This window comes from Clostridium coskatii (genome assembly GCF_001675205.1).
In the GTDB taxonomy this organism is placed as follows: Bacteria; Bacillota; Clostridia; order Clostridiales; family Clostridiaceae; genus Clostridium_B; species Clostridium_B ljungdahlii.
On record NZ_LROR01000018.1, the window covers coordinates 46566 to 69488 of the forward strand.

Annotated in this window: 19 protein-coding genes; 17 read left to right on the plus strand and 2 right to left on the minus strand. The window is 30.1% G+C overall.

All coding sequences use genetic code 11. The features are described from left to right. Nucleotides 1-419 precede the first annotated feature (419 nt). From CLCOS_RS00755 to spoIIR, 7 genes are all read left to right on the plus strand, one after another. On the plus strand, nucleotides 420-1226 hold the full coding sequence (locus CLCOS_RS00755; RefSeq protein WP_063601730.1) for a cyanophycinase: 807 nt from the start codon (nucleotides 420-422) through the stop codon (nucleotides 1224-1226). A 309-nt stretch (nucleotides 1227-1535) separates the two neighbouring features. Then, nucleotides 1536-4160, plus strand: a complete 2625-nt coding sequence (gene cphA, locus CLCOS_RS00760; protein ID WP_063601731.1) for a cyanophycin synthetase — start codon at nucleotides 1536-1538, stop codon at nucleotides 4158-4160. 104 nt (nucleotides 4161-4264) lie between these two features. Beyond that, nucleotides 4265-5107 (plus strand): 4-(cytidine 5'-diphospho)-2-C-methyl-D-erythritol kinase, encoded by an 843-nt coding sequence (gene ispE, locus CLCOS_RS00765; RefSeq protein WP_063601732.1) that lies wholly within the window; start codon nucleotides 4265-4267, stop codon nucleotides 5105-5107. Nucleotides 5108-5497: 390 nt separating this feature from the next. Continuing rightward, nucleotides 5498-5692 (plus strand): CLC_0170 family protein, encoded by a 195-nt coding sequence (locus tag CLCOS_RS23055; RefSeq protein ID WP_063601733.1) that lies wholly within the window; start codon nucleotides 5498-5500, stop codon nucleotides 5690-5692. Nucleotides 5693-5705: 13 nt separating this feature from the next. Beyond that, nucleotides 5706-7163 (plus strand): spore germination protein, encoded by a 1458-nt coding sequence (locus tag CLCOS_RS00775; RefSeq protein WP_063601734.1) that lies wholly within the window; start codon nucleotides 5706-5708, stop codon nucleotides 7161-7163. A gap of 216 nt (nucleotides 7164-7379) precedes the next feature. After that, a complete protein-coding gene (locus tag CLCOS_RS00780; protein WP_063601735.1) occupies nucleotides 7380-9638 on the plus strand; it encodes a Ger(x)C family spore germination protein in 2259 nt (752 codons plus the stop codon). 84 nt (nucleotides 9639-9722) lie between these two features. Then, the gene (gene spoIIR, locus CLCOS_RS00785; protein ID WP_013236905.1) at nucleotides 9723-10367 is read left to right on the plus strand and encodes a stage II sporulation protein R; all 645 of its coding nucleotides are present in this window, start codon (nucleotides 9723-9725) and stop codon (nucleotides 10365-10367) included. A 116-nt stretch (nucleotides 10368-10483) separates the two neighbouring features. On the opposite strand, the gene CLCOS_RS00790 is transcribed toward spoIIR, so the two are convergent. Then, entirely contained in the window at nucleotides 10484-11722 is a 1239-nt protein-coding gene (locus tag CLCOS_RS00790) for an MGDG synthase family glycosyltransferase (RefSeq protein WP_013236906.1), read from the minus strand. A gap of 496 nt (nucleotides 11723-12218) precedes the next feature. On the opposite strand from CLCOS_RS00790, the gene ypeB reads away from it, so the two are divergent. From ypeB to rho, 6 genes are all read left to right on the plus strand, one after another. Next, entirely contained in the window at nucleotides 12219-13589 is a 1371-nt protein-coding gene (gene ypeB / locus CLCOS_RS00795) for a germination protein YpeB (RefSeq protein ID WP_063601736.1), read from the plus strand. A 226-nt stretch (nucleotides 13590-13815) separates the two neighbouring features. Further along, nucleotides 13816-14232, plus strand: a complete 417-nt coding sequence (locus tag CLCOS_RS00800; protein WP_013236908.1) for a DUF1934 domain-containing protein — start codon at nucleotides 13816-13818, stop codon at nucleotides 14230-14232. A gap of 82 nt (nucleotides 14233-14314) precedes the next feature. Further along, nucleotides 14315-14620 (plus strand): hypothetical protein, encoded by a 306-nt coding sequence (locus tag CLCOS_RS00805; RefSeq protein WP_063601737.1) that lies wholly within the window; start codon nucleotides 14315-14317, stop codon nucleotides 14618-14620. A 260-nt stretch (nucleotides 14621-14880) separates the two neighbouring features. Continuing rightward, on the plus strand, nucleotides 14881-16485 hold the full coding sequence (locus CLCOS_RS00810) for a CTP synthase (RefSeq protein ID WP_013236910.1): 1605 nt from the start codon (nucleotides 14881-14883) through the stop codon (nucleotides 16483-16485). 210 nt (nucleotides 16486-16695) lie between these two features. Further along, on the plus strand, nucleotides 16696-17040 hold the full coding sequence (locus CLCOS_RS00815) for a hypothetical protein (protein WP_063601738.1): 345 nt from the start codon (nucleotides 16696-16698) through the stop codon (nucleotides 17038-17040). A gap of 205 nt (nucleotides 17041-17245) precedes the next feature. Continuing rightward, nucleotides 17246-18676: a transcription termination factor Rho gene (gene rho, locus CLCOS_RS00820; RefSeq protein WP_430392604.1), complete on the plus strand. Its 1431-nt coding sequence runs from the start codon at nucleotides 17246-17248 to the stop codon at nucleotides 18674-18676. A gap of 65 nt (nucleotides 18677-18741) precedes the next feature. Here rho and rpmE read toward each other — a convergent pair whose 3' ends face one another. Continuing rightward, a complete protein-coding gene (gene rpmE, locus CLCOS_RS00825) occupies nucleotides 18742-18954 on the minus strand; it encodes a 50S ribosomal protein L31 (RefSeq protein WP_013236913.1) in 213 nt (70 codons plus the stop codon). Between the two features lie 172 nt (nucleotides 18955-19126). On the opposite strand from rpmE, the gene CLCOS_RS00830 reads away from it, so the two are divergent. The 4 genes from CLCOS_RS00830 to CLCOS_RS00845 all read left to right on the plus strand — a co-directional run bounded on the left by CLCOS_RS00830 (nucleotide 19127) and on the right by CLCOS_RS00845 (nucleotide 22857). Further along, complete coding sequence (locus CLCOS_RS00830) at nucleotides 19127-20179, plus strand: DUF1385 domain-containing protein (RefSeq protein ID WP_063601740.1); 1053 nt, start codon at nucleotides 19127-19129, stop codon at nucleotides 20177-20179. Then, the gene (gene prmC, locus CLCOS_RS00835; protein WP_063601741.1) at nucleotides 20169-21032 is read left to right on the plus strand and encodes a peptide chain release factor N(5)-glutamine methyltransferase; all 864 of its coding nucleotides are present in this window, start codon (nucleotides 20169-20171) and stop codon (nucleotides 21030-21032) included. The genes CLCOS_RS00830 and prmC overlap by 11 nt, the downstream gene beginning before the upstream one ends. Nucleotides 21033-21092: 60 nt before the next feature. Then, nucleotides 21093-22166: a peptide chain release factor 1 gene (prfA, locus tag CLCOS_RS00840; RefSeq protein ID WP_013236916.1), complete on the plus strand. Its 1074-nt coding sequence runs from the start codon at nucleotides 21093-21095 to the stop codon at nucleotides 22164-22166. Between the two features lie 64 nt (nucleotides 22167-22230). Then, nucleotides 22231-22857, plus strand: a complete 627-nt coding sequence (locus tag CLCOS_RS00845) for a hypothetical protein (protein WP_063601742.1) — start codon at nucleotides 22231-22233, stop codon at nucleotides 22855-22857. The last annotated feature ends 66 nt before the right edge of the window (nucleotides 22858-22923 follow it).

A 22923-nucleotide genomic window follows, 5' to 3' on the forward strand; every position in this document is an offset into this window, starting at 1 on the left:
GTGAAGGAGGATTTTTCTCCGTTGCACTACGAAAAATCTTTAATTTAAAAGAAACTCACGTTTTTTTGTTTCTAAGAAGTACTTTCTGAGCAAGCAATTATCTGAAAATCACAGATTTTAAAGCCTGCTTAAGCGATGTTTTGCATTAGCAAAACAAGCTTAAAAATAAATTAGTTTTCTGATGTAAGGAGGAAAACTTACCTTCATTGTCCACTGTTCTCTGTCAATTGTCCTCTCAAAAAAGTTGCTTCGTAATTTTTTTATATTAAGTCAAAGTTCCGTATAGGTGAAAGCTAAGTTAAAAATGAATAATTTAATTTACATGCTTCAGTAGCAAAGTACTGAAGTTTTTTGCCTTACGCATAATAATTAAAAATAAGGAAAAGATATAGAATATCCACAGGAGAAGGTGTATAAGTTTGAAAGAAAAAGTAGAGGAAAAGTTGATAATAATAGGAGGGGCAGAGGATAAAAAAGGTGATAAAAAAATATTAAAAGAAGTTTGTGGGATATTGGAAAAAAGTAAAGATATACTTGTAATTGCAACTATTGCTTCTGAAATTCCAGAGGAATTAGGATATGAGTATCAGAAAATATTCGAAGAATTAGGTATAAAGAATATAAGAATATTAAATATTAAGGATAGAAAGGATGCATTTAATATAAGCAATATAACTGTAATAGAAGATGCTTCCATGATATTTTTTACTGGAGGTGACCAGCTTAGAATAACCAGTTTAATAGGAGGAACACCACTGTATTCTAAAATCCAAGAGCTATATAAAAATGGATGTACTTTTGTGGGAACTTCCGCAGGTGCTTCTGTTATGAGTGATACTATGATAATAACAGGTCCTGATGAGGAGTCTCCTAAAAAGTGTACTCTAAAAATGGCTCCGGGACTTGGATTTATGAAAGGGGTTATTATAGACCAACATTTTGCACAGAGAGGCAGGATAGGGAGACTGCTTGTAGGAATAGCAGAGAATCCTCAAAGTTTAGGCATAGGAATCGATGAGGACACAGCCATTATAGTCAAGGAAAATGGGGAATTTACAGTAGTTGGTTCTGGAGCAGTATATATAATAGATGGTTCTAATATAACTTACAGTAATGTTTCAGAACAACATCCAGATGAAGTGTTATCCATGTTTGATGTAAAATTGCATGTTCTTAAATGTGGAGATAATTTTAATTTACTAAATAAATCAGCCTATAATATCTAGTAAATTTTGATTTTTGTCACTACTAATGAAATAATAAAAACCAATAAAAGGTCAAATAGATATAAAGGGAGGAGTCCGAATAGACCGTTAAATCAGCAAATAGGGCATTCGAAAGAAAATAACAATGCCTAACGTAAAGATAAGTGCTGATGATACCGTTATAGTTAAACGGGATTTTAAGCCCTTGGAGTATCGGACCAAACGAAAGTAGCAAATAAGCAAAATCGGATACTATGAATAGGGAAGTAAGCAGAGTCTTTAAATGAATTTAAAAGTTCTATGCTTGCATAACGGGCAATATATACGAAGATGAGAATAGATAATTTTAGAATTTTTCAGGGAAGAAATATATTTGCTCATAAAAAATGCATAAAAATGTCTGTAGATTTAGAAGGGTACAGCGAAATCCCTACTAAAGATATATCTGGGTTTAATCACAAATTGTTAAAGATCATACCTGAGTTAAATGAACACAGGTGTGGAATTGACGAAGAACATGGTTTTAGAAAAAGATTAGAAGAGGGCACTTACTTAGCTCATGTATGCGAACATATTATACTTTCCATTGAAAATAATTTAGGAGTAGATGCTTGCTATGGAAAAGCTAGGGAAATAAGTGGTGACAAATATTATATAATATATGAGTATTTATATAAAAATACAGGAGTAGCAGCGGGAAAGATAGCTGTAAATTTAATAAATTCTCTTATAAAAGGAACATATTATAATTTCAATGAAGCTATAGAAAATCTAAAGAAAGTATTAAAACGAGAAGAAATAGGATCAAGTACTTTAGCTGTAATATCAGAAGCTAAAAAGAGAGGAATACCTGTAACTAGAATTGGAGACAATAGTATATTTCAATTGGGGTATGGAAAGCATAGTAAAATTATAGAAGCCACCATATCATATAATACAAAAGCTGTAGCTGTAGATATATCCTGTGACAAAATATTGACTAAAGAAATACTTAAAAATCAATGTCTTCCCGTAGCAGAAGGTGGAATTGTAAGAAGCCCTTTAGAGTTGCTTATAGAAGCTAAAGAGATAGGATATCCTATAGTTTTAAAACCCTGTTATGGTAATCAAGGAAAAGGTGTATTTATAAATATAAAAAGTGAAAAGGAAGCTATAAATGCTTATCATATATTATCAAAAAAATATGATAACATAATGATAGAAAAAAATATAACGGGAAAAGATTTTAGGATATGTGTGATAAATGGAAAGGTAATAGCTGTTTCGGAAAAAATACCTCCCTACGTTGTAGGAGATGGAGTAAGCACTGTAGTTGAATTAATAAAAAATGTAAATAAAGACACAAAGCGAGGAGATGGACATGAGAAGCCTTTGACTACAATAAAAATAGATGAAGAATTAAGGTCTTGTGTAAGTAAACACAGCTATAAGTTAGATAGTATATTACCTAAAGGTAAAAAGTTGATAATAAGAGAAAATGGAAATTTATCTACAGGAGGGAAGGCAGTAGATTGCACTGATATAATATGTCAAGATAACATAAATATTTGTGAAAGAGCAGCAAAGGCTATAGGACTTGATGTGTGTGGTATAGATATATGCTGTGAAGACATAGGTAAACCTATAGACAAAAGTGGAGGTGCTATATTAGAAGTTAATGCAGCACCAGGTATTAGAATGCACCATTATCCTAGCCAAGGTAAGAGCAGAAATGTAGCAAGTGCTATAGTAGATATGATGTTTGATAAATATAAGCCAATACCTGTAGTTTCAGTTACGGGAACTAATGGGAAAACTACAACTACAAGACTTATAGCACATATTTTAGAAAAGTCTGGATATAATGTTGGAATGACTACTACAGGTGGAATATATGTAAATAATAAGTGTATATGTAAAGGTGATACTACAGGATATTATAGTGCTAAAACGATTCTGGCAAATAGGGATGTAGAGGCAGCAGTGCTAGAAACGGCAAGAGGTGGCATAATAAAAAGGGGTCTTGCTTATGACCTGGCAGATGTAGCAGTTATAACTAATATAACTGAAGATCATCTAGGGATAGATGGAATACATACCATGAAGGATTTAGCTTATGTGAAATCTCTTGTAGGAGAAGCTGTAAAAAAAGATGGATATGTAGTCTTAAATGCAGATGACTTAGTAAGTATAAGTATAATTAATAGAATAAAAAGTACTATAATTATGTTTTCGAAAAATAAGGATAATCCAGTTTTGAGAAAGAACATAAATAGTGGAGGGTATGGAGTATATATTAAAGATAATATTATGTATGTAGAAAAAACAGAAAAAATAGTACCTATTGCTAAAGTGGAAGATATAAGAATATCATTAGATGGAAAATTAACCTATAATGTAGAAAATGCTATGGCTGCTTGTGCGGCTGCAGTAGGGCTTAATATAGACTATTCTATTATAAGGAAAGGGTTTAAAACTTTTTATGGAGATTTTTCTTTTAACCCCGGTAGGTTTAATATGTATGATTTAAATGGGATAAAAGTAGTTTTAGATTATGGACACAATATAGAAGGTTATAAAGCTGTTATAAGAGGTGCTAAAAATTTAAAATATAATAGATTAGTTGGAGTAATTGGAGTACCAGGTGATAGAACAGATGAGAGTGTTGAAAAAATAGGAAGTATTGTGGGAAAGAACTTTGATTATGTATACATTAAAGAAGATAAAGATAGAAGAGGTAGAGAAATTGGAGCTATAGCAAAAATACTAAAGGTAGGCGTCATGAAGTCAGGCTTTGACATGAACAAGGTAGAAGTTATTTTAGATGAAAAAGAGGCATTAGAAAAAGCAATAGATACTGCAAAACAAGGAGATCTCATAATAATATTCTTTGAAGAAATAGATCCTCTAATAAAGCTGTTAAATCAGAAGCTAAATAAAGAAAAATCAAATTTAAATTCACTAGCTATGATATAGGAAAAAGCTATACTTTTAAATTTTAAAAGTATAGCTTTAATTTTAAAATAGTATTATACTATCTTAAATACATTAATATTATTAAGTTACTTTGGAGGATTGAAATGTTAGTAAAAGCTTATGCTAAAATAAATCTCTCATTAGACGTGGTGGGAAAAAGAAAAGATGGGTATCATCTTTTGAAAATGATAATGCAGAATATAGACTTATATGATGTTTTAAAAATAGATGAGATCAAAACTGGAATACAGATATGCTCTAATAATAGATATATTCCCTGTGACAGGAGAAATTTGGTTTACAGAGCAGCAAAATTATTTATTGATAAATATAATATAAAGAATGGAATTAGTATAAACATAGGCAAAAATATACCTGTATCAGCTGGACTTGCTGGTGGAAGTGCGGATGCTGCAGCTATACTAAAGACTATGAGAAATATTTATACTCCTGAAGTAAGTGATAAAGAATTGAGTCAATTAGGCTTAAATATAGGGGCAGATGTTCCTTATTGTATAATAGGAGGTACAGCCCTGTGTGAGGGGATAGGAGAGAAAGTTACACCACTCATGCCGTTTAGAAACCATATACTCATATTAATTAAACCACCTTTTGGAGTGAGCACAGCAGAGGTATATAAGAGTTTAGACATAAGTAAAATAAAAAGGCATCCTAATACAGAAATTTTAATAGATGCGGTTAATGAATCAAAATTGGAGATGCTGAGTAAAAACATGAAAAATGTTTTGGAAAATGTAACTTTAAAAAAATATCCCGTGCTTAGAAAAATAAAAACTGATTTGATAGATTTTGGAGCAGTTGGTTCACTTATGAGTGGAAGCGGTCCAAGCATTTTTGCTTTTTTTGATGATATGTTAAAAGCACAGAAATGTTATGATAATATGAAAACTAGGTATAGAGAGGTGTTTATTACAAGAACCATTTAAAGGTATATAGAATCTATAATTTGGAAGTTGGATTTATATTCTAGATATTTTGCTGATAATTGATAAAGTATAATTAAGAGTTATGGATGATTTTCTTCCGTTAAAACTCCAGAAAATCTAAAGTATAGTGCTATTGAAGCTTTGATTCAATAAGCTTTAAACCTAAGATTTTTCAAATCGTAGTGGAGAAAAATTCTTATTTACTATTCATTTTTAATCATTAACTTAAAAAGTTCCTGTTTGGTTACAAAACTTATAACTAAACAGGAATTTTTATATAGATTTTAAATAAATTAGCAAAAACAATTTTATGAATAAATAAGTTTTGTTAGGCGAAAAATAACTTAAAATTACTTCATACAAAGTTGACAAAAGAGAAGAGGGAAAAATGTGAGAATAGTTCATCTGTTTGACAAATATTTTTTTATACTTATGGTAATTGAAGGAATCATTTTGACATTCATTGATTCAAAAAAGTTTAAAAGAAATAGATTAATAAAAACTGCTTTTAAATCTAAAATAATTGGCGTAATTTTAATAGTCTTTTCAGTTGTTTTATACGCCTTTTCTATATATTCTTTTTAAGGAAGTGATAAAAGTGAAAGAAGAGGTAAGAAGTAAGATATCTACTAGTGTAGATGAGAATATAAAATATTTAAAAGACCTATTTAAAGATGATGCGGATATAATTTTTAGAAAATTTTATATAGGAGCTGTGAAATGTGCAATAGTATATATAGACGGAATGGCAGATAAAATGCTCCTAAATGATTTACTCAGAGGGTTAATGACGAGAATAAGGTATGTAAAGTGCGTAGATAATATAAAAGATAAAATGATGAGTGTATCTGATATGAAAGATTTAGATGACTTAAAAAAAGGAATTGATTTGGTTTTATCTGGAGAAACCATAATGTTCGTTGAAGAATTAAAAAATTTTTATATAATATCTACCAGGTTATGGCCTGCAAGATCAGTAACGGAACCTTCCGGAGAAACTGCAATAAGAGGATCAAGAGATGGATTTACAGAAACTTTAAGATTTAATACAGCTCTTGTAAGAAGAAGAATACGAGATACTAGATTTAAAATTGAGGTGAAAGAATTTGGAGTGAGATCTAAAACTGATCTGGCAATAATGTACATAAGCGACATAGTAAATACAAATGCTTTAAAGGAACTTAAAGAAAGGTTATCTAAGATTGAAATAGATGCAATTTTAGATAGTGGATATGTTGAACAGTTTATTGAAGACAATAAGTGGTCCCTTTTTCCACAAATTCAGAGTACTGAGAGACCGGATGTAGTAGCATCTGCACTTTATGAAGGTAGAATTGCTATTATAGTAGATAATTCCCCTTTTGTAATTATAGTTCCAACTACGATGCCCAATTTGTTTCAGTCACCAGATGATTATTATGAAAGATGGATATACGGATCTACTATTAGAATAATAAGGTTTATGTCTATTATTCTTTCACTTATATTGCCTGCTCTTTATGTTGCTGTTACTTCTTTTCATACAGGAATAATACCTACTAAACTAGCATATTTTATTGCAGCTTCAAGAGAAGGAGTACCCTTTCCAGCTTTTGTAGAGGCCATAATTATGGAGGTAAGTTTGGCATTGCTTTTAGAATCTATAGCCAGGTTGCCAAAGGCCATAGGTGCAACTACGGGTATAGTAGGAGGCCTTATTATAGGGCAGGCAGCAGTTCAGGCTGGAATAGTGAGCCCAATAATGATAATAATAGTAGCAATCACAGCTATAACAAGTTTTACTACTCCTAATTATGAGATGACAGCTGCATTTAGGTTGATTAGATTTTTACTCATAATTGCATCCGCAATTGCTGGACTTTATGGAATTATGATTGGACTTATATTAACATTGATACATTTAGTTAAACTTAAGAGTTTTGGAGTACCATATCTGTCTCCAATGGTAAATGAAAACATTAATGATTTTAAGGATATGTACTTAAGATTGCCTTTTAGCTTTTTTAAAAGAAGACCACGATATATGAAAACTCAAGACAAAATAAGACAAAGATAAACAGAGTTCTTGGGTTCAGGTGGAGTTTTTTATCCATCTGAAACTTAGAAGAAATCGTTATCCAGGGGTGTAGCAGCCGTTATCCCCCACTTTATGAGAAGATGGGGGGTATTACGGATGGTAGCCATCGGATAAATATAGACTTGAAGATTGAAATTTATATGTACTGCAAATTATGAATTGCGAACTGTGAATTGGTAAGGAGATGGTTATTACATGACACAAAAAAATTTTATAACTGAATTTGGAATGTTCAGTACTATAGTAATAACTATGATAGGTGTAGGAGCATTTTCATATCCCGAAGAAGTGGTAAACTATTTAGGCTCAAATGGATGGATTGGAACCATAGTAGAAGGAATAGTAGCTTATTTCTTAATTTACATTGCCTATAAAGTTATAAAGTTAAATGGATATAACAAGCTATGTATAATACTGCAAAATAGCTTTGGAAAGATATTTGGAAGTATTTTGGCACTTATATTTGTTGCATATAATATATTTTTTATATCCATGGGTATGAGGATATTTATAGAAGTTATAAAAATGTATTTACTTGAAAAAACTCCTTCGGAATTTCTAATAATTATAATGATATTTACAGGAATCTATCTTATAAGAAATGAATTAGGAGATTTAATAAAATTTAATGAAGTTTCTTTTTGGATAATGTTCGTATCAATGGGATTAATATTTTTGTTCACTTTAAATAAAGCACATTTTAACAATAGTATCCCTAACTTTATTAACAGTGATGTTTATGATTATTTAAAAGCATTTAAAAATACAATATATAGTTTTATTGGCATAGAGATAATATATTTAGTTGGTCCTTTTGCAAAAAATAAAGTAAGTATAAAAAAAATAGCTTTAAAAAGCATCTTGTTTGTAACGCTATTTTATGTTGTTACAGTTATACTGTCTCTAGCTATTTTTTCTGAAGAACAAACTAAAGCTTTATTATGGCCTACTATAACAATGATAAAATCTGTAGATATAAGAGGAGCTTTTATAGAGAGATGGGAAGGTATAGCAATGGCTGTATGGATCATGTTTTACTTTTGCAATTTTTCTAATGTATATTACTTGTCTTCAGATATAGTGAAGGACGTGTTTAGATTAGGTGATATAAAGATCTCTTCAGCTTTAATAGCTCCCTTTATATATTTGACAGCTATGTATCCTGAAAATATAGCAGAGCTATATCATATAATTAACACAGTAATGCCTGTGGCAGCTGCGTACAGCTTAATATTGCTTCCTTTAATTATATTTTTGTTCAGCAAACCTAAAAGAAACTTAAATGCAAGTAAGTTTATATGCATATTTTTAGTTTGTACTGTGTTAACTGGATGTTGGGATAAAGTTGAAATAGAAAGAACTCAGTTGGTATCTGTAATAGGAGTGGATGCAGGAGAAGATATAGGTAAGGTTAAAGAATTAAAAAATGTAAAGTCAACAGATCCTCTAACGTCTGTAAACCTAAAAAAAATTCATGTAACTTTTGGAACACCGGATTTGAGTAAATTAGAACCCGGTAAAGGAGGTATATCTGGAGACAAATATGTTGATGTAGATGGATATTCAATGGAGGATGCTGTAAATACAGCAATGTCTAAAAGCAGTAGAACTGTGAAGTTTAGTCAAACTAAGCTGCTTGTTTTAGGTAAAGGTTTAATGGAATATCCTGATGTAGTAAAAGAAGTCATAGATTATTTGCAAAGAGAGCCTTCTTTAAATAGAAATATGTATATAGTTTTAGCTAGTGGCAGCTCAGACAAATATATAAAAATTAAAACACCTATGGGAAAAAGTACAGAAGGTTATATATTGGGATTAGTTGAAGGAGATGCCAAGGACAATGAAGTTAAGACTGTAACTTTAAATGATTTTCTAGTTAGTATGAGTGAAAATGGAAATAGCATAATACCAAAAGTTGAAATGGATAAGGACAAAAAGAATATAAAAATAGCAGGTACTGCAGCTATAAAAAATTTTAAATATGAGGGTGATTTAAATCAAGTTCAGACTTCTAATATACAATTATTACAAGGTAAATTAAAAAGTGGTAAAAGAATGATATATTTAGAAGGCCATCCTGTAGATATAAGGATAAATGATAGCAATAGAAGAATAAAGGTGTCTCAAGAAAAAGGCAATTTGGTATTTAATATAAAGTTAAATATTGAAGGTGAGATAAAAAATTATTATACTAATGGTAAGGTTTTATCAGTAGATAAACTGAGCTATATTGAACAAAGTTTTAATAAGGCCATATCACAGGAGTGTAAAGACGCTATAAAAGTTACTCAAAGGGATCTTAAGATTGATCCTATAGGATTTAAGGATTATATAAAAAGATATCATCCTCTCATGTGGAGGCAAGTAAAAGATAAATGGGAGGATTCTTATAAGGATGCAGTTGTAAATGTAAATGTAGATACTAAGATAAGGAGAATTGGTGTAGTAAAATAATAAAATACAGTGAATATAATTGAGATATATGTAAATAATTACTAATGAAATATTCAATAGGTATTAAAAAGTGGGGATGAGATTATGAAGAAATTTTTATTAGTATTTAGTATATGTGTTTTAAGTATATTTACTGTATGTTCCTATTTATGTAAAGTAAAAAGTGACAATATACAAGATGATATGGCATCTAGGATTATAAGATTTCATGTTATAGCAAATAGTGATTCAAAAAGTGATCAGGCACTTAAACTAAAAGTAAGAGACGAAATATTGAAATATATACAACCTAAACTAAAGGACTGTAAAAATATAGACGAATCAAGAAAAGTTTTAATGGAAAATGATAAGGATGTATTAAAAGTAGCCCGTAGAGTAATAAGTGAACAGGGTTATAACTATGAAGTTAAAAGTACCTTATCCAAAGTAAATTTTCCTATAAAGACTTATGGAAATATAACTCTTCCTCAGGGAAGGTATGAGGCTTATAGGGTGATTATAGGCAAAGGACGAGGTCAAAACTGGTGGTGTGTTATGTTTCCTCCATTATGTTTCGTAGATATTACAAAAGGACAAGTATCATACAAAAAGACAGAGCAAGAAATGAAAAAGGTTTTGACACCGGAGGAGTATAAGATGGTAAATAATAATAAATTTGACATAAGTGACAAAAATAATATAAAAGTTAGATTTAAAATAATAGAAGTGTTAAATAAGTTGGGAATATAAATCTAGTGTACAAGGGGGCTGAATATGGTAAGTTCTCAAAACTTGAGAATTTCATACCTTTAATTAGCCCTAACTTGTAATATATGAATCGAAATCTATATTTAACACAAGTTAATTTATAATTCAAATAATTTTAAAGCTGTTTTCAAAAAGTATTTTTCTGCAGATTTAAAAAAAGTTTTAGGACTATTCTTTTCATAAATTTTATCTTCTTCTGTAAAGGAACTTTTATTTGATTTATTTTGTACAAGCCAATTTATTAAATTAAATATATCATTTCCAGCATAAGGTTTAGAAAATTTACTGCAATTTTCTACCATGCTTTTTAGTGCATCTTTAGAGTGAAGAAGTTTTTCTATGTTTTCACCACACTTTTCTATGTCAGTTAAGTTTACAGCCAAGTTATGCCTTAGCAGAAATTGAGCATTTTTTTCTTCTTGACCTGGTATTGGAGAAAATATACCAAGTGGTATTTTGCATATTAAGGCTTCAGTAATAGTAAGTCCTCCTGGTTTTGTTAAAAGAAGGTCGCAAGCTTGCATGTACTTATTTACATGGTCAGTAAAACCTATAATTCTAGTTTCCTTTGAAGAAGAATCTTTAATCTTTGAAAGCTCTGCATAAAGTTTTTTATTTTTCCCTGTTATTATGATTATTTGAATATCTTCATTTATGTTAGCTAGCTGTTTATATATATCTACTATTTTTCCAAGTCCTAGACTTCCACCCATAACTAGTACGGTAAATTTTGATTCGCATAAATCTAATGATTCTAACGTGTCTCCTCTATCATAATTCATATTAAAATCTGGTTTAACAGGTATTCCTAAGTTATAAATAGTGTCTTTGGATATTCCTTTAAAAATCATTTTGCTTATCATATCTTCATTAGAAACTACATAAGCGTCAATATAAGGATGAAGCCAAGAACTATGAGAGTAATAATCAGTGATTATGGACATACAGGGTATGTTCATACTGTATTTTGACTTTAGTACCGACAGCATTTCTGTAGAGAATGAATGGGTAGCTATTAATATATTAGGTTTAAATTCACGAATAAGTGGAATCAGTTTACAAGTCATAGCTTCAATAAGCTTAGAACTTATAGTGTTTGTAATTGTGTAATCATCTTCTGAGTAAGTGTATAATTTCCCATATAAATAAGGGGATACTTTTAGGGATTTTAAATAACTTCCAATTACTACTTTGTCTATTATAGGATTTATATATTTAATGGTATCAATAATCTTTACTTCTGATTTTGGAGCTTTTAAGGCTATGTAACTTTTTATAGCTTCTGCAGCGTTACCATGTCCGCCTCCCGCAGAAATCGAAAGAATTAAAACTTTCATTTAATCACCTTCTGGTTAAGTATGTAATTTAATTATATAAAATGTACGGAAAATAATAAACTCATTTAACTAACATTTAAGAAAAAATTAATAATAAGTAATAAATATAGTATTGGCTTTTAAATTTTATATTAAACAAATAATACATAACAATTAGGTAAATGCAAACAATATAAAAAGAGTCAAAATGTAATAATGCAGGAATTATCATTGGATCAAGTGATTCTTAGGTTCAGATGGAGTTTGCTTATAAGTATGACTTTTTCCAGCTGAACCTTATTAACAGTATTCTTAGTGTCTTTAGCACTTAGAATACGTTATCCTTTAGGGGAAGAACTTATCCAGTAGCAGTGCTTATCCCCAACTTTGATAGAAAAGCAGATATCCCAAGTCTTTGATTTGGTGATAGTCGCTTTCACTGTGTGCGATGGGGGACGTTAGCAATGGTAGCGATCGGATAAATGGTGAGATTAGTCATAAAAAGAGGTGGAAATTTATGAAGTTTTCTAAAAAAAGAATAATGTATACTGCCATAGTAACTTTAATTGTAGTGTTTTCGAGTACATTTGCCGTATTAATGACACTTGAAAGAAATGATTACAGAAATTATTTGCAGGGTGAGTATGGTAAAAGTATGTATGAATTAATAGATGCAGTGCAAAATATAAGAACTAATTTAACCAAAGCGGCTATAGTTGGATCAAGGGAACAACAGATAGTAGTTTTTGACGAAATATTTAGGTATTCTGCTATAGCTAGTGATAAATTGCATTCACTTCCAGTGTCCCAATCTACTATATCGGATACTAGTAAGTTTTTAACTCAGGTAGGAGATTTCTGTTATAGTTTAGGCAGATCATCTACAGAAGGAAAACAGTTAAGCGAAAAAGATTATAATGATATAGAAAGATTAAAAAAGGAATCCAATGTACTTGAAAATCAGCTGGAATTAGTATCTAACAATATAAATCAAGGAAAGGTAAAATGGGGAGAAATAAGAAAAAAGATTACAGGTGTTTTTGCCCAAAGTAACGATGTATCAATATCTGAACAATTTAAAGGAATACAAAAACAGGTTCTTCAATATCCTACGTTAATTTATGATGGACCATTTTCAGATAATACACTTCAGATAAACCCTAAAATAAAATTACAAAAAGAAGTTTCTCAAGGTGAGGCAGAAAAAACGGCTAGGCAGGTTATTGGAAAAGATAAGATAGAAAATATGGATGTATCTTCTGTTAATGAAAAATCCAACATAGGTGTATATAGATTTACTGCAGCATTAAAGGGAAGAACTAAAAAAGACAGTAGAGTGGTATGTGAAATAAGTAAAAATGGAGGGAAGGTATACTACTTAATAAATGATAAGAGTATAAATAACAGCTCTATGGACGTTAAAAAGGCTTCTGAAATTGGATTGAAGTATTTAAATAATTTAGGTTATAAAAATATGATCACTACGTATTCCCTAAGATATAATAATGTGGCAGTAATAAACTATGTGTATAGTCAAAATGGTATACTTGTTTATCCTGATCAGATTAAACTAAAGATAGCTTTAGATAATGGAGAAATTATAGGTGTGGAAGCAGAAAAGTATTTAATATCCCATGAAGAAAATAGAAAAATAGAAACTCCTAAGTTAAGCTATGGGGAAGCTGAGGAAAGAGTTAGCAAGAGGCTTAATGTAACAAGTAAGAGGCTTACTATAATTCCTACAGAAACTAATAAGGAAGTATTATGTTATGAGTTTTCTGGGAATTATAAAGGGGATTACTTTAAAGTTTATGTAAATACAAGTACGGGATATGAGGAGAGAATAATTCAAATAATTGACACTCCTAATGGTAAACTTGCTATGTAGAGCATTGCTATTTTCTTTCAAATGTCTAGATTAGAGTGATGGAAACCTCACTTATTTGGTGAGGCTTCCAAAGTATGAAAAAGTATTTCAGGATTGGAATAGATTTTAATATTAAAATTAGTCTGATATAATGTATATATTAGTTATTTTAGACTAAAAGGGAGGCGAAGTACGTTATAGCTTTACTAAAATCCATAGGTTTTGATAAAGTTTTAATAACGAAATTATGAAAAAGAAGGCTATTATATATGTATCCAGTAAACAAACTGATGAGGAAGAACCTATAGAAGTTGTTACTCCAGGAAGTTTTTATAAAAAAAATGATTCCTATTATGCTGTTTATAAAGAAACTGAATTATCCGGAATGGAAGGAACTACTACTACATTGAAGATAAAACAGGATAAGTTCTCTCTCATAAGAATGGGGAGTACTAGTACTAAAATGGATTTTGATAAGAATAAAAAAAATGTGTCCATGTATAAAACACCTTATGGAACTATAGAGCTGAGAATAGAAACAAATAGTTTGAATATAAACGTAGACGAACAAGGTGGGGATATAATGATAAATTATAAAATTAGTACTGCAGGACAAGCATTAAAAAATACCAAGCTAAAAGTAAATATAAAAGTTAATGAATAAGTTTTTTGGGCAGTCTTGATTAAAGTATTCACATATGGCAATTAATTAAATATATAGTAATGAAAAGAGAAGGTTGATTGCAATGAAATATTTTAGAAATAAAGAAGAAGTATATACTAAAATAATTAAAATATTATGTGAATACAAGGGATTTAGTAGGAAAGATATGTTTAAAATATTAAAAAATGAATCTTGCAGATACTTATTTTTTTTACTTATTAAAAAATATGAATGCTGTGATATGGAATTATTGAAAAAGGATTTTCCCTCTGTTAACAGTAAAAATGTAAAAAGGAATATAAAAAGAGCAGAAGAAAAATTATTACTTGATAAAAAAATAAGAGAAATGTATTTTGAAGCAGAAGATATAATAAACAAAGTAAAATAAATATTTATAGAAAAGAATAAAAAAATATGGAATATAAATAGAAAGTGTGATATCATAGTAAATATGTTTTGAACAAAAATACACCATTTTACTATTTATGAGGGTAATTGTTATTATAAAACTAATTAATCAGTTTGTCAATAATTAATTAGTTTTATAATGTTATTTATATTTTTAAATAGTTAAATTAAAGATTGTAATACTAAAATTTTATAGGATAAAAAACAGGGGGTGAAACTGCTTTTAAAAGCAGAAATTTTATGAACACAAAATATATATTTGTAACCGGAGGAGTAGTATCTTCACTAGGAAAAGGAATAACCGCAGCTTCATTAGGAAGACTTCTAAAGAATAGAGGATTAAAGGTTTCAATTCAAAAATTTGACCCATATATAAATGTAGATCCAGGTACTATGAGCCCATATCAGCATGGCGAGGTTTTTGTTACAGATGATGGAGCAGAGACGGATTTGGATTTAGGACATTATGAAAGATTTATAGATGAAAATTTAAGTAAAAATAATAATGTTACTACAGGAAAAATATATTGGTCAGTAATATCAAAAGAGAGAAAAGGGGAATATCTAGGAAGTACAGTTCAAGTAATTCCACACATAACAAATGAAATAAAATCAAGGGTATATAGGGTTGCCAAAGAACAAGATATTGATGTAGTTATAACTGAAATAGGTGGTACTGTAGGAGATATAGAATCCCAGCCTTTTTTAGAAGCCATAAGACAGATAAAATATGATGTTGGAATAGAAAATGTATGTTTTATACATGTTACTCTAGTACCTTATTTGCAAAAGTCAGGAGAATTGAAAACAAAACCTACTCAACATTCAGTTAAGGAACTTAGAGGTATAGGAATACAACCAGATATAATAGTATGTCGTTCAGAGGCATCTATATCCAATGACTTAAAGGAAAAGATAGCTTTATTTTGCAATGTAGAGAGAGATTCTGTTATTCAAAACTTAGATGCTGAAAATTTATATGAAGTTCCATTGATGCTTCATAAAGAAGGACTAGATGAATTGGTATGTAAGAAGTTGAAATTAGAATGCAGTGAAATAGATAATTCGGAATGGATTAAAATGGTAGATAATATCAAAAAATTATCTAAAGATGTAAATATAGCTTTAGTTGGAAAATATGTAGAGCTTCATGATGCATATATATCTGTAGTTGAGGCATTAAATCATGGAGGATATGCTAACGATACTAATGTAAATATAAAGTGGATAAACTCTGAAGATGTTACTAGTAAAAATGTAGGAGAACACTTAAAAGACATAGATGGAGTGCTGATTCCGGGAGGATTTGGTGATAGAGGAATAGAAGGTAAAATATTAGCCGCAGGTTGGGCTAGAAAGAATAAAATTCCTTTTTTCGGAATATGTCTTGGCATGCAGTGTGCTGTAATAGAGTTTGCCAGAAATGTACTTGGATATGACGGAGCACATAGCTCAGAAATAGACCCAGACACTAAATATCCTGTTATAGATTTAATGCCAGATCAAAAGGATATAGATGAAAAAGGTGGTACTATGAGGCTTGGAATATATCCATGTAAGCTTTTAAAGGATAGTAATTGTTTTAAAGCTTATGAAGAAGAAGTTATATATGAGAGACATAGACATAGATATGAATTTAATAATTATTATAGAAAAAATTTATCACAGGCAGGTCTTGTTCTTTCAGGAACGAGCCCTGATTCAAGGTTAGTAGAAATTGTAGAAATAAAAGACCATCCATGGTTTGTAGGCGTACAATTTCATCCAGAACTTAAATCAAGACCTAATAGACCACATCCATTATTTAGGGATTTCATAAAAGCTTCTTTAAATAATAAAAATTAATATATTTTTAAATTAAGAAATTGGTATGTGTTAGTGAAAACTACATATACCAATTTTTGTCGAGAAAATAATATAAATAAAAGTAATATAAACAACTTTTATGAAGGATTTTAGTAATATTTATAGAAATATTAATGTATATAGTATTAAGATATTTAAAGAAATACTATATTTTATTCTGAAATACCAATTTTATGGGGGGTGAGGTTTATGGTATTTGAAACGAATATAAGCATTGCTGTTATAAGTCCAGAAGGGAAATACTGTATCAAGGATTTCTCTATATTTGACACTAACAAAATTAATGAAAGTTTCACCTCTTTAAAGGTAAGTTCTATAAATAATGGCGTATTATCCTTAAAAATAAAATGTGGACTTTGCGGGAGCATTCACTATTATAAATATAATATAAACAAAGTAGTTAAAAAAAATATTATAATTGGAGGATGCGAGTTGTTAGGGCTTCCTATATTTTGTATAGGAAATCGTAAGAGAGTAGAAGAAAAAATATTAAGGTATACTCGAGCTAATAAAAAAATATATGCTATGATATAAATTTTTTGTAATTATCAAAAATAATGTAGATTAAAATATAGAAAAGGGGTATAATGTTATATGTATATAAGCATTTCTATATGGAATTTTCTTAATTAGTAATGATATTTTCAATTATATTTTAAATGTTTCCCTAAATTTAATTGTAATATAAAATTAGACAATTGTGAGGTGTTACCTTTTGGACGATAAAGATATAGATAATATGACGGTTTTGCAATTAAAACAAATTGCAAAAACTTTGGAAATAAAAAATATATCAAAATATAAAAAAAGCCAATTGATTGAGGAAATAAAAAAAGTATCTCCTGCCCATATCAAAAAGGGTGGTGTTATACTTAGAGAAAAAATAAGCCCTAAAGATGAAGTCGCAAATAGGCATAAAGAAGCAGAACATACTGTAAGGCATAGTGAGAACAAAGCACAGGAAGATAAAAATGAAGAACAAAAGACAAATGGAAACGAAAAAAGAGAAAAACTTAAAGAAATGATAAGTGAATCAGATAGTGCAAGGGGAGTACTTGAAATAATAGAAAATAATAATTATGGATTTTTAAGAGGAAAGAACTACTTAACAGGACCTGATGATATATATGTGTCTCCATCTCAGATAAGGAGATTCAATTTAAAAACAGGAGATGAAGTTTGCGGTAAAGTTAGGATTCCTAAGGAAGGTGAAAAATTTAAGGCATTATTGTATGTTGAAAAAGTAAATGGAGAGAATCCAGAAAGGGCAGTGGGAAGAAAACCTTTTGAAACACTCACTCCTGTTTATCCTAATGAAAGGATAAAGTTAGAAACCAATAGTGCTGATTTATCTACAAGACTAATGGATATAATCTCGCCTATAGGAAAAGGACAAAGAGGAATTATAGTTGCCCCACCTAAAGCAGGTAAAACTACTCTTCTAAAAAAGATAGCCCAAAGTATTTCAAAAAACCATCCAGGAATACAATTAATAGTTGTGCTTATAGATGAAAGACCGGAAGAAGTCACGGATATGCAAAGGTCCATAAATGGAGAAGTTATTTATTCAACTTTTGATGAGGAACCAGAACATCATACTAAAGTTGCATATATGGTACTTGAACGTACTAAGAGAATGGTAGAACAAGGACAGGATGTGGTAATATTATTAGATAGTATTACTAGACTTTCTAGAGCATATAATTTGACTATAACTCCTACAGGTAGGACTCTTTCAGGAGGACTAGATCCTGGAGCATTAGTAATGCCTAAAAAGTTTTTCGGTGCGGCTAGAAATATAGAAGAAGGCGGAAGTCTTACTATACTTGCTACTGCACTTATTGAAACTGGAAGCAGAATGGATGACATGATATTTGAGGAATTTAAAGGCACTGGAAACATGGAAATACATTTGGATAGAAAGCTTCAGGAAAGAAGAATATTCCCTGCCATAGATGTATACAAATCTGGAACAAGAAGAGATGATTTACTATTTAAAAGTCAATTAGAGAAAGAAGCAGCTTTCAACATAAGAAAAGTTATATATGATGAAAATAATACTCAAAATGTTACAGAACAATTGATAAGTTTACTTTCAAAAACTAGGAACAATTATGAATTTATGAATATTGTAAGCAAGATGAACATGAACAAACTAGGAGAAAAGTAAAAAATTAAAAACCTGTCTTTATAAATAAAAGACAGGTTTTATAATAACAATTTAGAAAAATATGTCTATTCTTCGATTTTTAAATTAAATTTCTTTAAGAATTTATCTACTCTTCCACCAGCATCAATAGCCTTTTGTTTACCAGTGTAGAATGGATGGCACTTAGAACATATTTCCACTTTTAACTCTTTTTGTGTTGAACCAGTTGTAAAAGTGTTTCCACATGCACACTTAACTACCGCATCGTGATAGTATTCTGGATGTATGCCGTTTTTCATATTAGTCACCTCTTTCAAATTTAAATAACAAAACTCTAATTTTAACTTCTGTATTATAACATAGGCATATGGGTAAGTCAATAAAGTCTAATTCGTTATAATATAGAATAATGTGATTTAATGTATAGCTTATGTTAAAATGTATTTATTCCATTTAATACGAGGTGATACAATGTCAAGAAAAACATCAGTTGGAGGCCAGGCTGTGATAGAAGGTGTTATGATGAGGGGAAGTCATGGTATGGCTACTGCTGTTAGAAAACCAGATGGCGAGATTGTTGTAAATAGAGAGGACAGTATATCTTATACTAAAAGAAATAGATTTTTAGGATTGCCAGTGATAAGGGGATTTGTATCTTTAATAGAAGCTATGGTAATGGGGATAAGTACACTTAATTATTCTGCTTCATTTTTTGATGATGAAGAGGAGCCCACTAAGTTTGACAAGTGCTTTAGAAGTATATTTAAGGAAAAAAGTGATAATGTACTTATGGGAGTTACTATTTTTATATCGCTTGGAATAGCTGTACTCTTATTTTTTATATTTCCTACTTTTGCAGCAAATATATTTAAAAGGTTCGGAGTGCATGGAAGTATACAGCTCAATATGATTGAAGGCATAATCAGGGTAATTATATTTTTAGGTTATATATTCCTAATAGGTAATATGTCTGATATAAGTAGAATATTTCAGTACCATGGTGCAGAACACAAGACTATTTTCTGTTATGAAAATGAAGAGGAACTTACTCCTGAGAAAGCCAAAAAATTTAAAAGGCTTCATCCAAGATGCGGCACAAATTTTTTGTTTTTAGTTATGATAGTAAGTATAATACTTTTTTCTTTAACTGGCTGGGGTAATATTTTGCAAAGAATTTTATACAGGGTAATTCTACTGCCTTTGGTTTCTGGAGTCACCTATGAAATTATAAGGTGGATGGGTAGAAGCAATAGTTATTTTTCAAATGTGCTTGCCTATCCTGGGCTCATGCTGCAAAAGCTTACTACAAGAGAACCGGATTATAGCCAACTGGAAGTGGCAATTATAGCTCTAAAGTATGCAGAAGGAATTGAAAACGAAATAGAAGAAAGTAGATATAGTGAAAGTGGAGAGATAAAGAGGGTTGTGGAATTGGATAACGATGGGAACGAAATTGTAAAAAACGAACACAATGAAGATTGTGAAGAAAACTTAATGAAGGCAGAGAATTCTTATGAAAAGTAGAGTAAGTAGTATAAGAGAGCTTTTAAAAAGAGGGTATGAAGTTTTAAAAAATAGAGAAATAGAAAGCTATGCTTTGGATGCACAACTCCTTTTGGGAAAAGTATTAAACAAGGACAGATTATTTATGCTTATAAACGGTGATTATGAAGTCTCAGAAAAAGAAATTGAAGAATACTATAAGTACTTAAAATTAAGAGAGGATAAAATGCCTGTAAAATATATATTAGGACATTGTGAATTTATGGGTATTGATTTTATAGTGAAACCTGGGGTACTAATCCCTAGGCCTGATACTGAGACTTTAGTAGAGCAAGCGTTAATTCAAATAAAGCATAATAATTTTCATAATATATGTGATGTGTGTTGTGGAACAGGGATTATTGGAATATCTATTGCTAAACTTATAGAAGGTATAAATGTAAAATGCTGCGATATATCCTCTACAGCTTGTGAGGTTACGGCAGAAAATATAAGAAGATTTTCCTTAGAGGAAAAAGTTCAGGTAATTAAGAGTAATTTAATGGAATATTATATTCAAAACGAGGTAAAGTTTCATATGATTTTATCTAATCCGCCATATATAAAAGAAAGCAGTATACCTACTTTAATGGAAGATGTGAAAAACTATGAGCCTAGAGAAGCACTTTCTGGAGGCAAAGATGGATTAGAATTTTATAGAAAAATAACTAAAGAGAGTTTGAAGGTTTTAGAAAGCAATGGAATTATTATGTTTGAAATAGGTTATGACCAAAGAGAGTCAGTTTCAGACATATTAGCGCAAAACGGATTTAAAAATATAATGTGTATAAAGGATTTAGCAGGGAAAGATAGGGTGATTAAAGGAGTGTTATAAATAAAAATGTTATGATATAATAATATATTGTGAAAATATTTATACGGAGTGATAAAAATTATGTTAGAAAGACTTAATTTTATAGAAAATAAGTATGAAGAGTTATCTATTAAGATAAGTGACCCGCAAGTTATGGCAGACCAAAAAGAGTGGCAAAAGTTATGCAAAGAAAATGCAGAGTTAGAGGAAATAGTTACAAAATACAGAGAATATAAAAAAGCTCAGCAGGAGCTGGAAGACAACAAAGAGATGCTTAAGGAAGAAACAGATAGGGAAATGAAGGAAATGGAACAAGAAGAAATAAAAAGGCTTACAGAAGTTATAGAAGAAAGTGAAAATGATCTAAGAGTACTCCTTCTTCCTAAAGATCCAAATGATGATAAAAATGTATTTGTGGAAATTAGAGCAGGAGCAGGAGGAGAAGAAGCAGCTTTATTTGCTGCAAATCTCACTAGAATGTATACAAGATATGCAGAACGCCAGGCATGGAATATAGAGACTATGAGTATAAATGCCACAGATATAGGTGGATTTAAAGAAATTGTATTCATGGTAAAGGGAAAGGGAGCCTATAGCAGATTAAAGTATGAAAGTGGAACTCATAGAGTACAGAGAGTGCCAGATACCGAGTCAAGTGGAAGAATTCACACTTCAACGGCTACAGTAGCAGTACTTCCGGAAGTTGATGATGTAGATGTAGTTATAAACCCAAATGATATAAGAATAGATGTATTTAGAGCATCAGGACATGGAGGACAATGTGTAAATACTACTGACTCAGCAGTTAGAATTACCCATTTACCTACGGGGCTTGTAGTATCCTGTCAGGATGAAAAATCCCAACTTAAAAATAAGGAAAAAGGCATGAAAGTTTTGAAATCCAGACTTTATGAAAGGGCAGAGAAAGAAAGAAGTGCCAGCATAGCTGAGGATAGAAAAAGTCAGGTTGGAACAGGAGATAGAAGTGAAAGAATAAGGACTTATAACTATCCACAGGGTAGGGTTACAGATCATAGAATAGGATTAACTTTATATAAATTAGATTCATTTTTAGATGGAAATATAGATGAAATAATAGACGCACTTATAACTGCAGATCAGGCAGAAAAAATGAAGGAAATGGGAAACGATTGATAGTAAGTGTAATGAAAATGGGAGAGGAGTTGAAAAACCGTTAAGTGCTATCTAACGGAGAAGTATGAACATAGATAAAGCCATTAGAAAGCAAAAAAAATCTTACAAGATATTTATGCTGTCTATGTGCTTTATTTTTTGTGTAATGCCTACAGCTCTTATTTTAGCCAGAAAATTTAATATATTTTATATAATTTACTTAATAGTCCTAGAAGTGCTTATTTTTCTAGCTATTGTTATTAGAATCAATAATGAATTTTTAAAATTTAGTTATGATGGATATAAGTTAAAATTAAAAATGGGTATTAGAAGGACTAAATTAAGTATAATATGTGACAAAATTGTTTTGGTACATGTAGAAAGTTATATTTCAAAGTACAGAGACAACCAAAATTTTAGAATAATTATTCTATCAACTTCCAAGTTTAGAAGTGATAGAATGATATTGGTACATAAAGAATTTTTGAAAAGGCATTCTTATGTAGCACATCAGTATAATAAAATGAAAATTTTGCATCCTGAAAATACCTTTTACTACACTATAATAAAAAGAGGGGAATTGAACAAATATCCTCTTTTAGACACTATTTATAAGAGTTGTGTTTATGCCCACTTTACTGAAGAAACCATTGAAAAAATAAAATATTATAGAGAAAACTCAGAAAATTATATTGATAACAAGAAAAAATAAAATGTATTCATATATTGAAGAGTCTTAAAATAAACATGATATATAAATAATAATATAAGGTGATTT

What these genes read in the sequence shown, in the direction of transcription:
- cphA (WP_063601731.1), top strand. Translation starts at nt 1,536, where the DNA reads ATGAGAATAGATAATTTTAGAATTTTTCAGGGAAGAAATATATTTGCT.
- ispE (WP_063601732.1), top strand. Translation starts at nt 4,265, where the DNA reads ATGTTAGTAAAAGCTTATGCTAAAATAAATCTCTCATTAGACGTGGTG.
- CLCOS_RS00780 (WP_063601735.1), top strand. Translation starts at nt 7,380, where the DNA reads ATGACACAAAAAAATTTTATAACTGAATTTGGAATGTTCAGTACTATA.
- spoIIR (WP_013236905.1), top strand. Translation starts at nt 9,723, where the DNA reads ATGAAGAAATTTTTATTAGTATTTAGTATATGTGTTTTAAGTATATTT.
- CLCOS_RS00790 (WP_013236906.1), bottom strand. Translation starts at nt 11,722, where the DNA reads ATGAAAGTTTTAATTCTTTCGATTTCTGCGGGAGGCGGACATGGTAAC.
- ypeB (WP_063601736.1), top strand. Translation starts at nt 12,219, where the DNA reads ATGAAGTTTTCTAAAAAAAGAATAATGTATACTGCCATAGTAACTTTA.
- CLCOS_RS00800 (WP_013236908.1), top strand. Translation starts at nt 13,816, where the DNA reads ATGAAAAAGAAGGCTATTATATATGTATCCAGTAAACAAACTGATGAG.
- CLCOS_RS00805 (WP_063601737.1), top strand. Translation starts at nt 14,315, where the DNA reads ATGAAATATTTTAGAAATAAAGAAGAAGTATATACTAAAATAATTAAA.
- CLCOS_RS00810 (WP_013236910.1), top strand. Translation starts at nt 14,881, where the DNA reads ATGAACACAAAATATATATTTGTAACCGGAGGAGTAGTATCTTCACTA.
- CLCOS_RS00815 (WP_063601738.1), top strand. Translation starts at nt 16,696, where the DNA reads ATGGTATTTGAAACGAATATAAGCATTGCTGTTATAAGTCCAGAAGGG.
- rho (WP_430392604.1), top strand. Translation starts at nt 17,246, where the DNA reads ATGACGGTTTTGCAATTAAAACAAATTGCAAAAACTTTGGAAATAAAA.
- rpmE (WP_013236913.1), bottom strand. Translation starts at nt 18,954, where the DNA reads ATGAAAAACGGCATACATCCAGAATACTATCACGATGCGGTAGTTAAG.
- CLCOS_RS00830 (WP_063601740.1), top strand. Translation starts at nt 19,127, where the DNA reads ATGTCAAGAAAAACATCAGTTGGAGGCCAGGCTGTGATAGAAGGTGTT.
- prmC (WP_063601741.1), top strand. Translation starts at nt 20,169, where the DNA reads ATGAAAAGTAGAGTAAGTAGTATAAGAGAGCTTTTAAAAAGAGGGTAT.
- prfA (WP_013236916.1), top strand. Translation starts at nt 21,093, where the DNA reads ATGTTAGAAAGACTTAATTTTATAGAAAATAAGTATGAAGAGTTATCT.
- CLCOS_RS00845 (WP_063601742.1), top strand. Translation starts at nt 22,231, where the DNA reads ATGAACATAGATAAAGCCATTAGAAAGCAAAAAAAATCTTACAAGATA.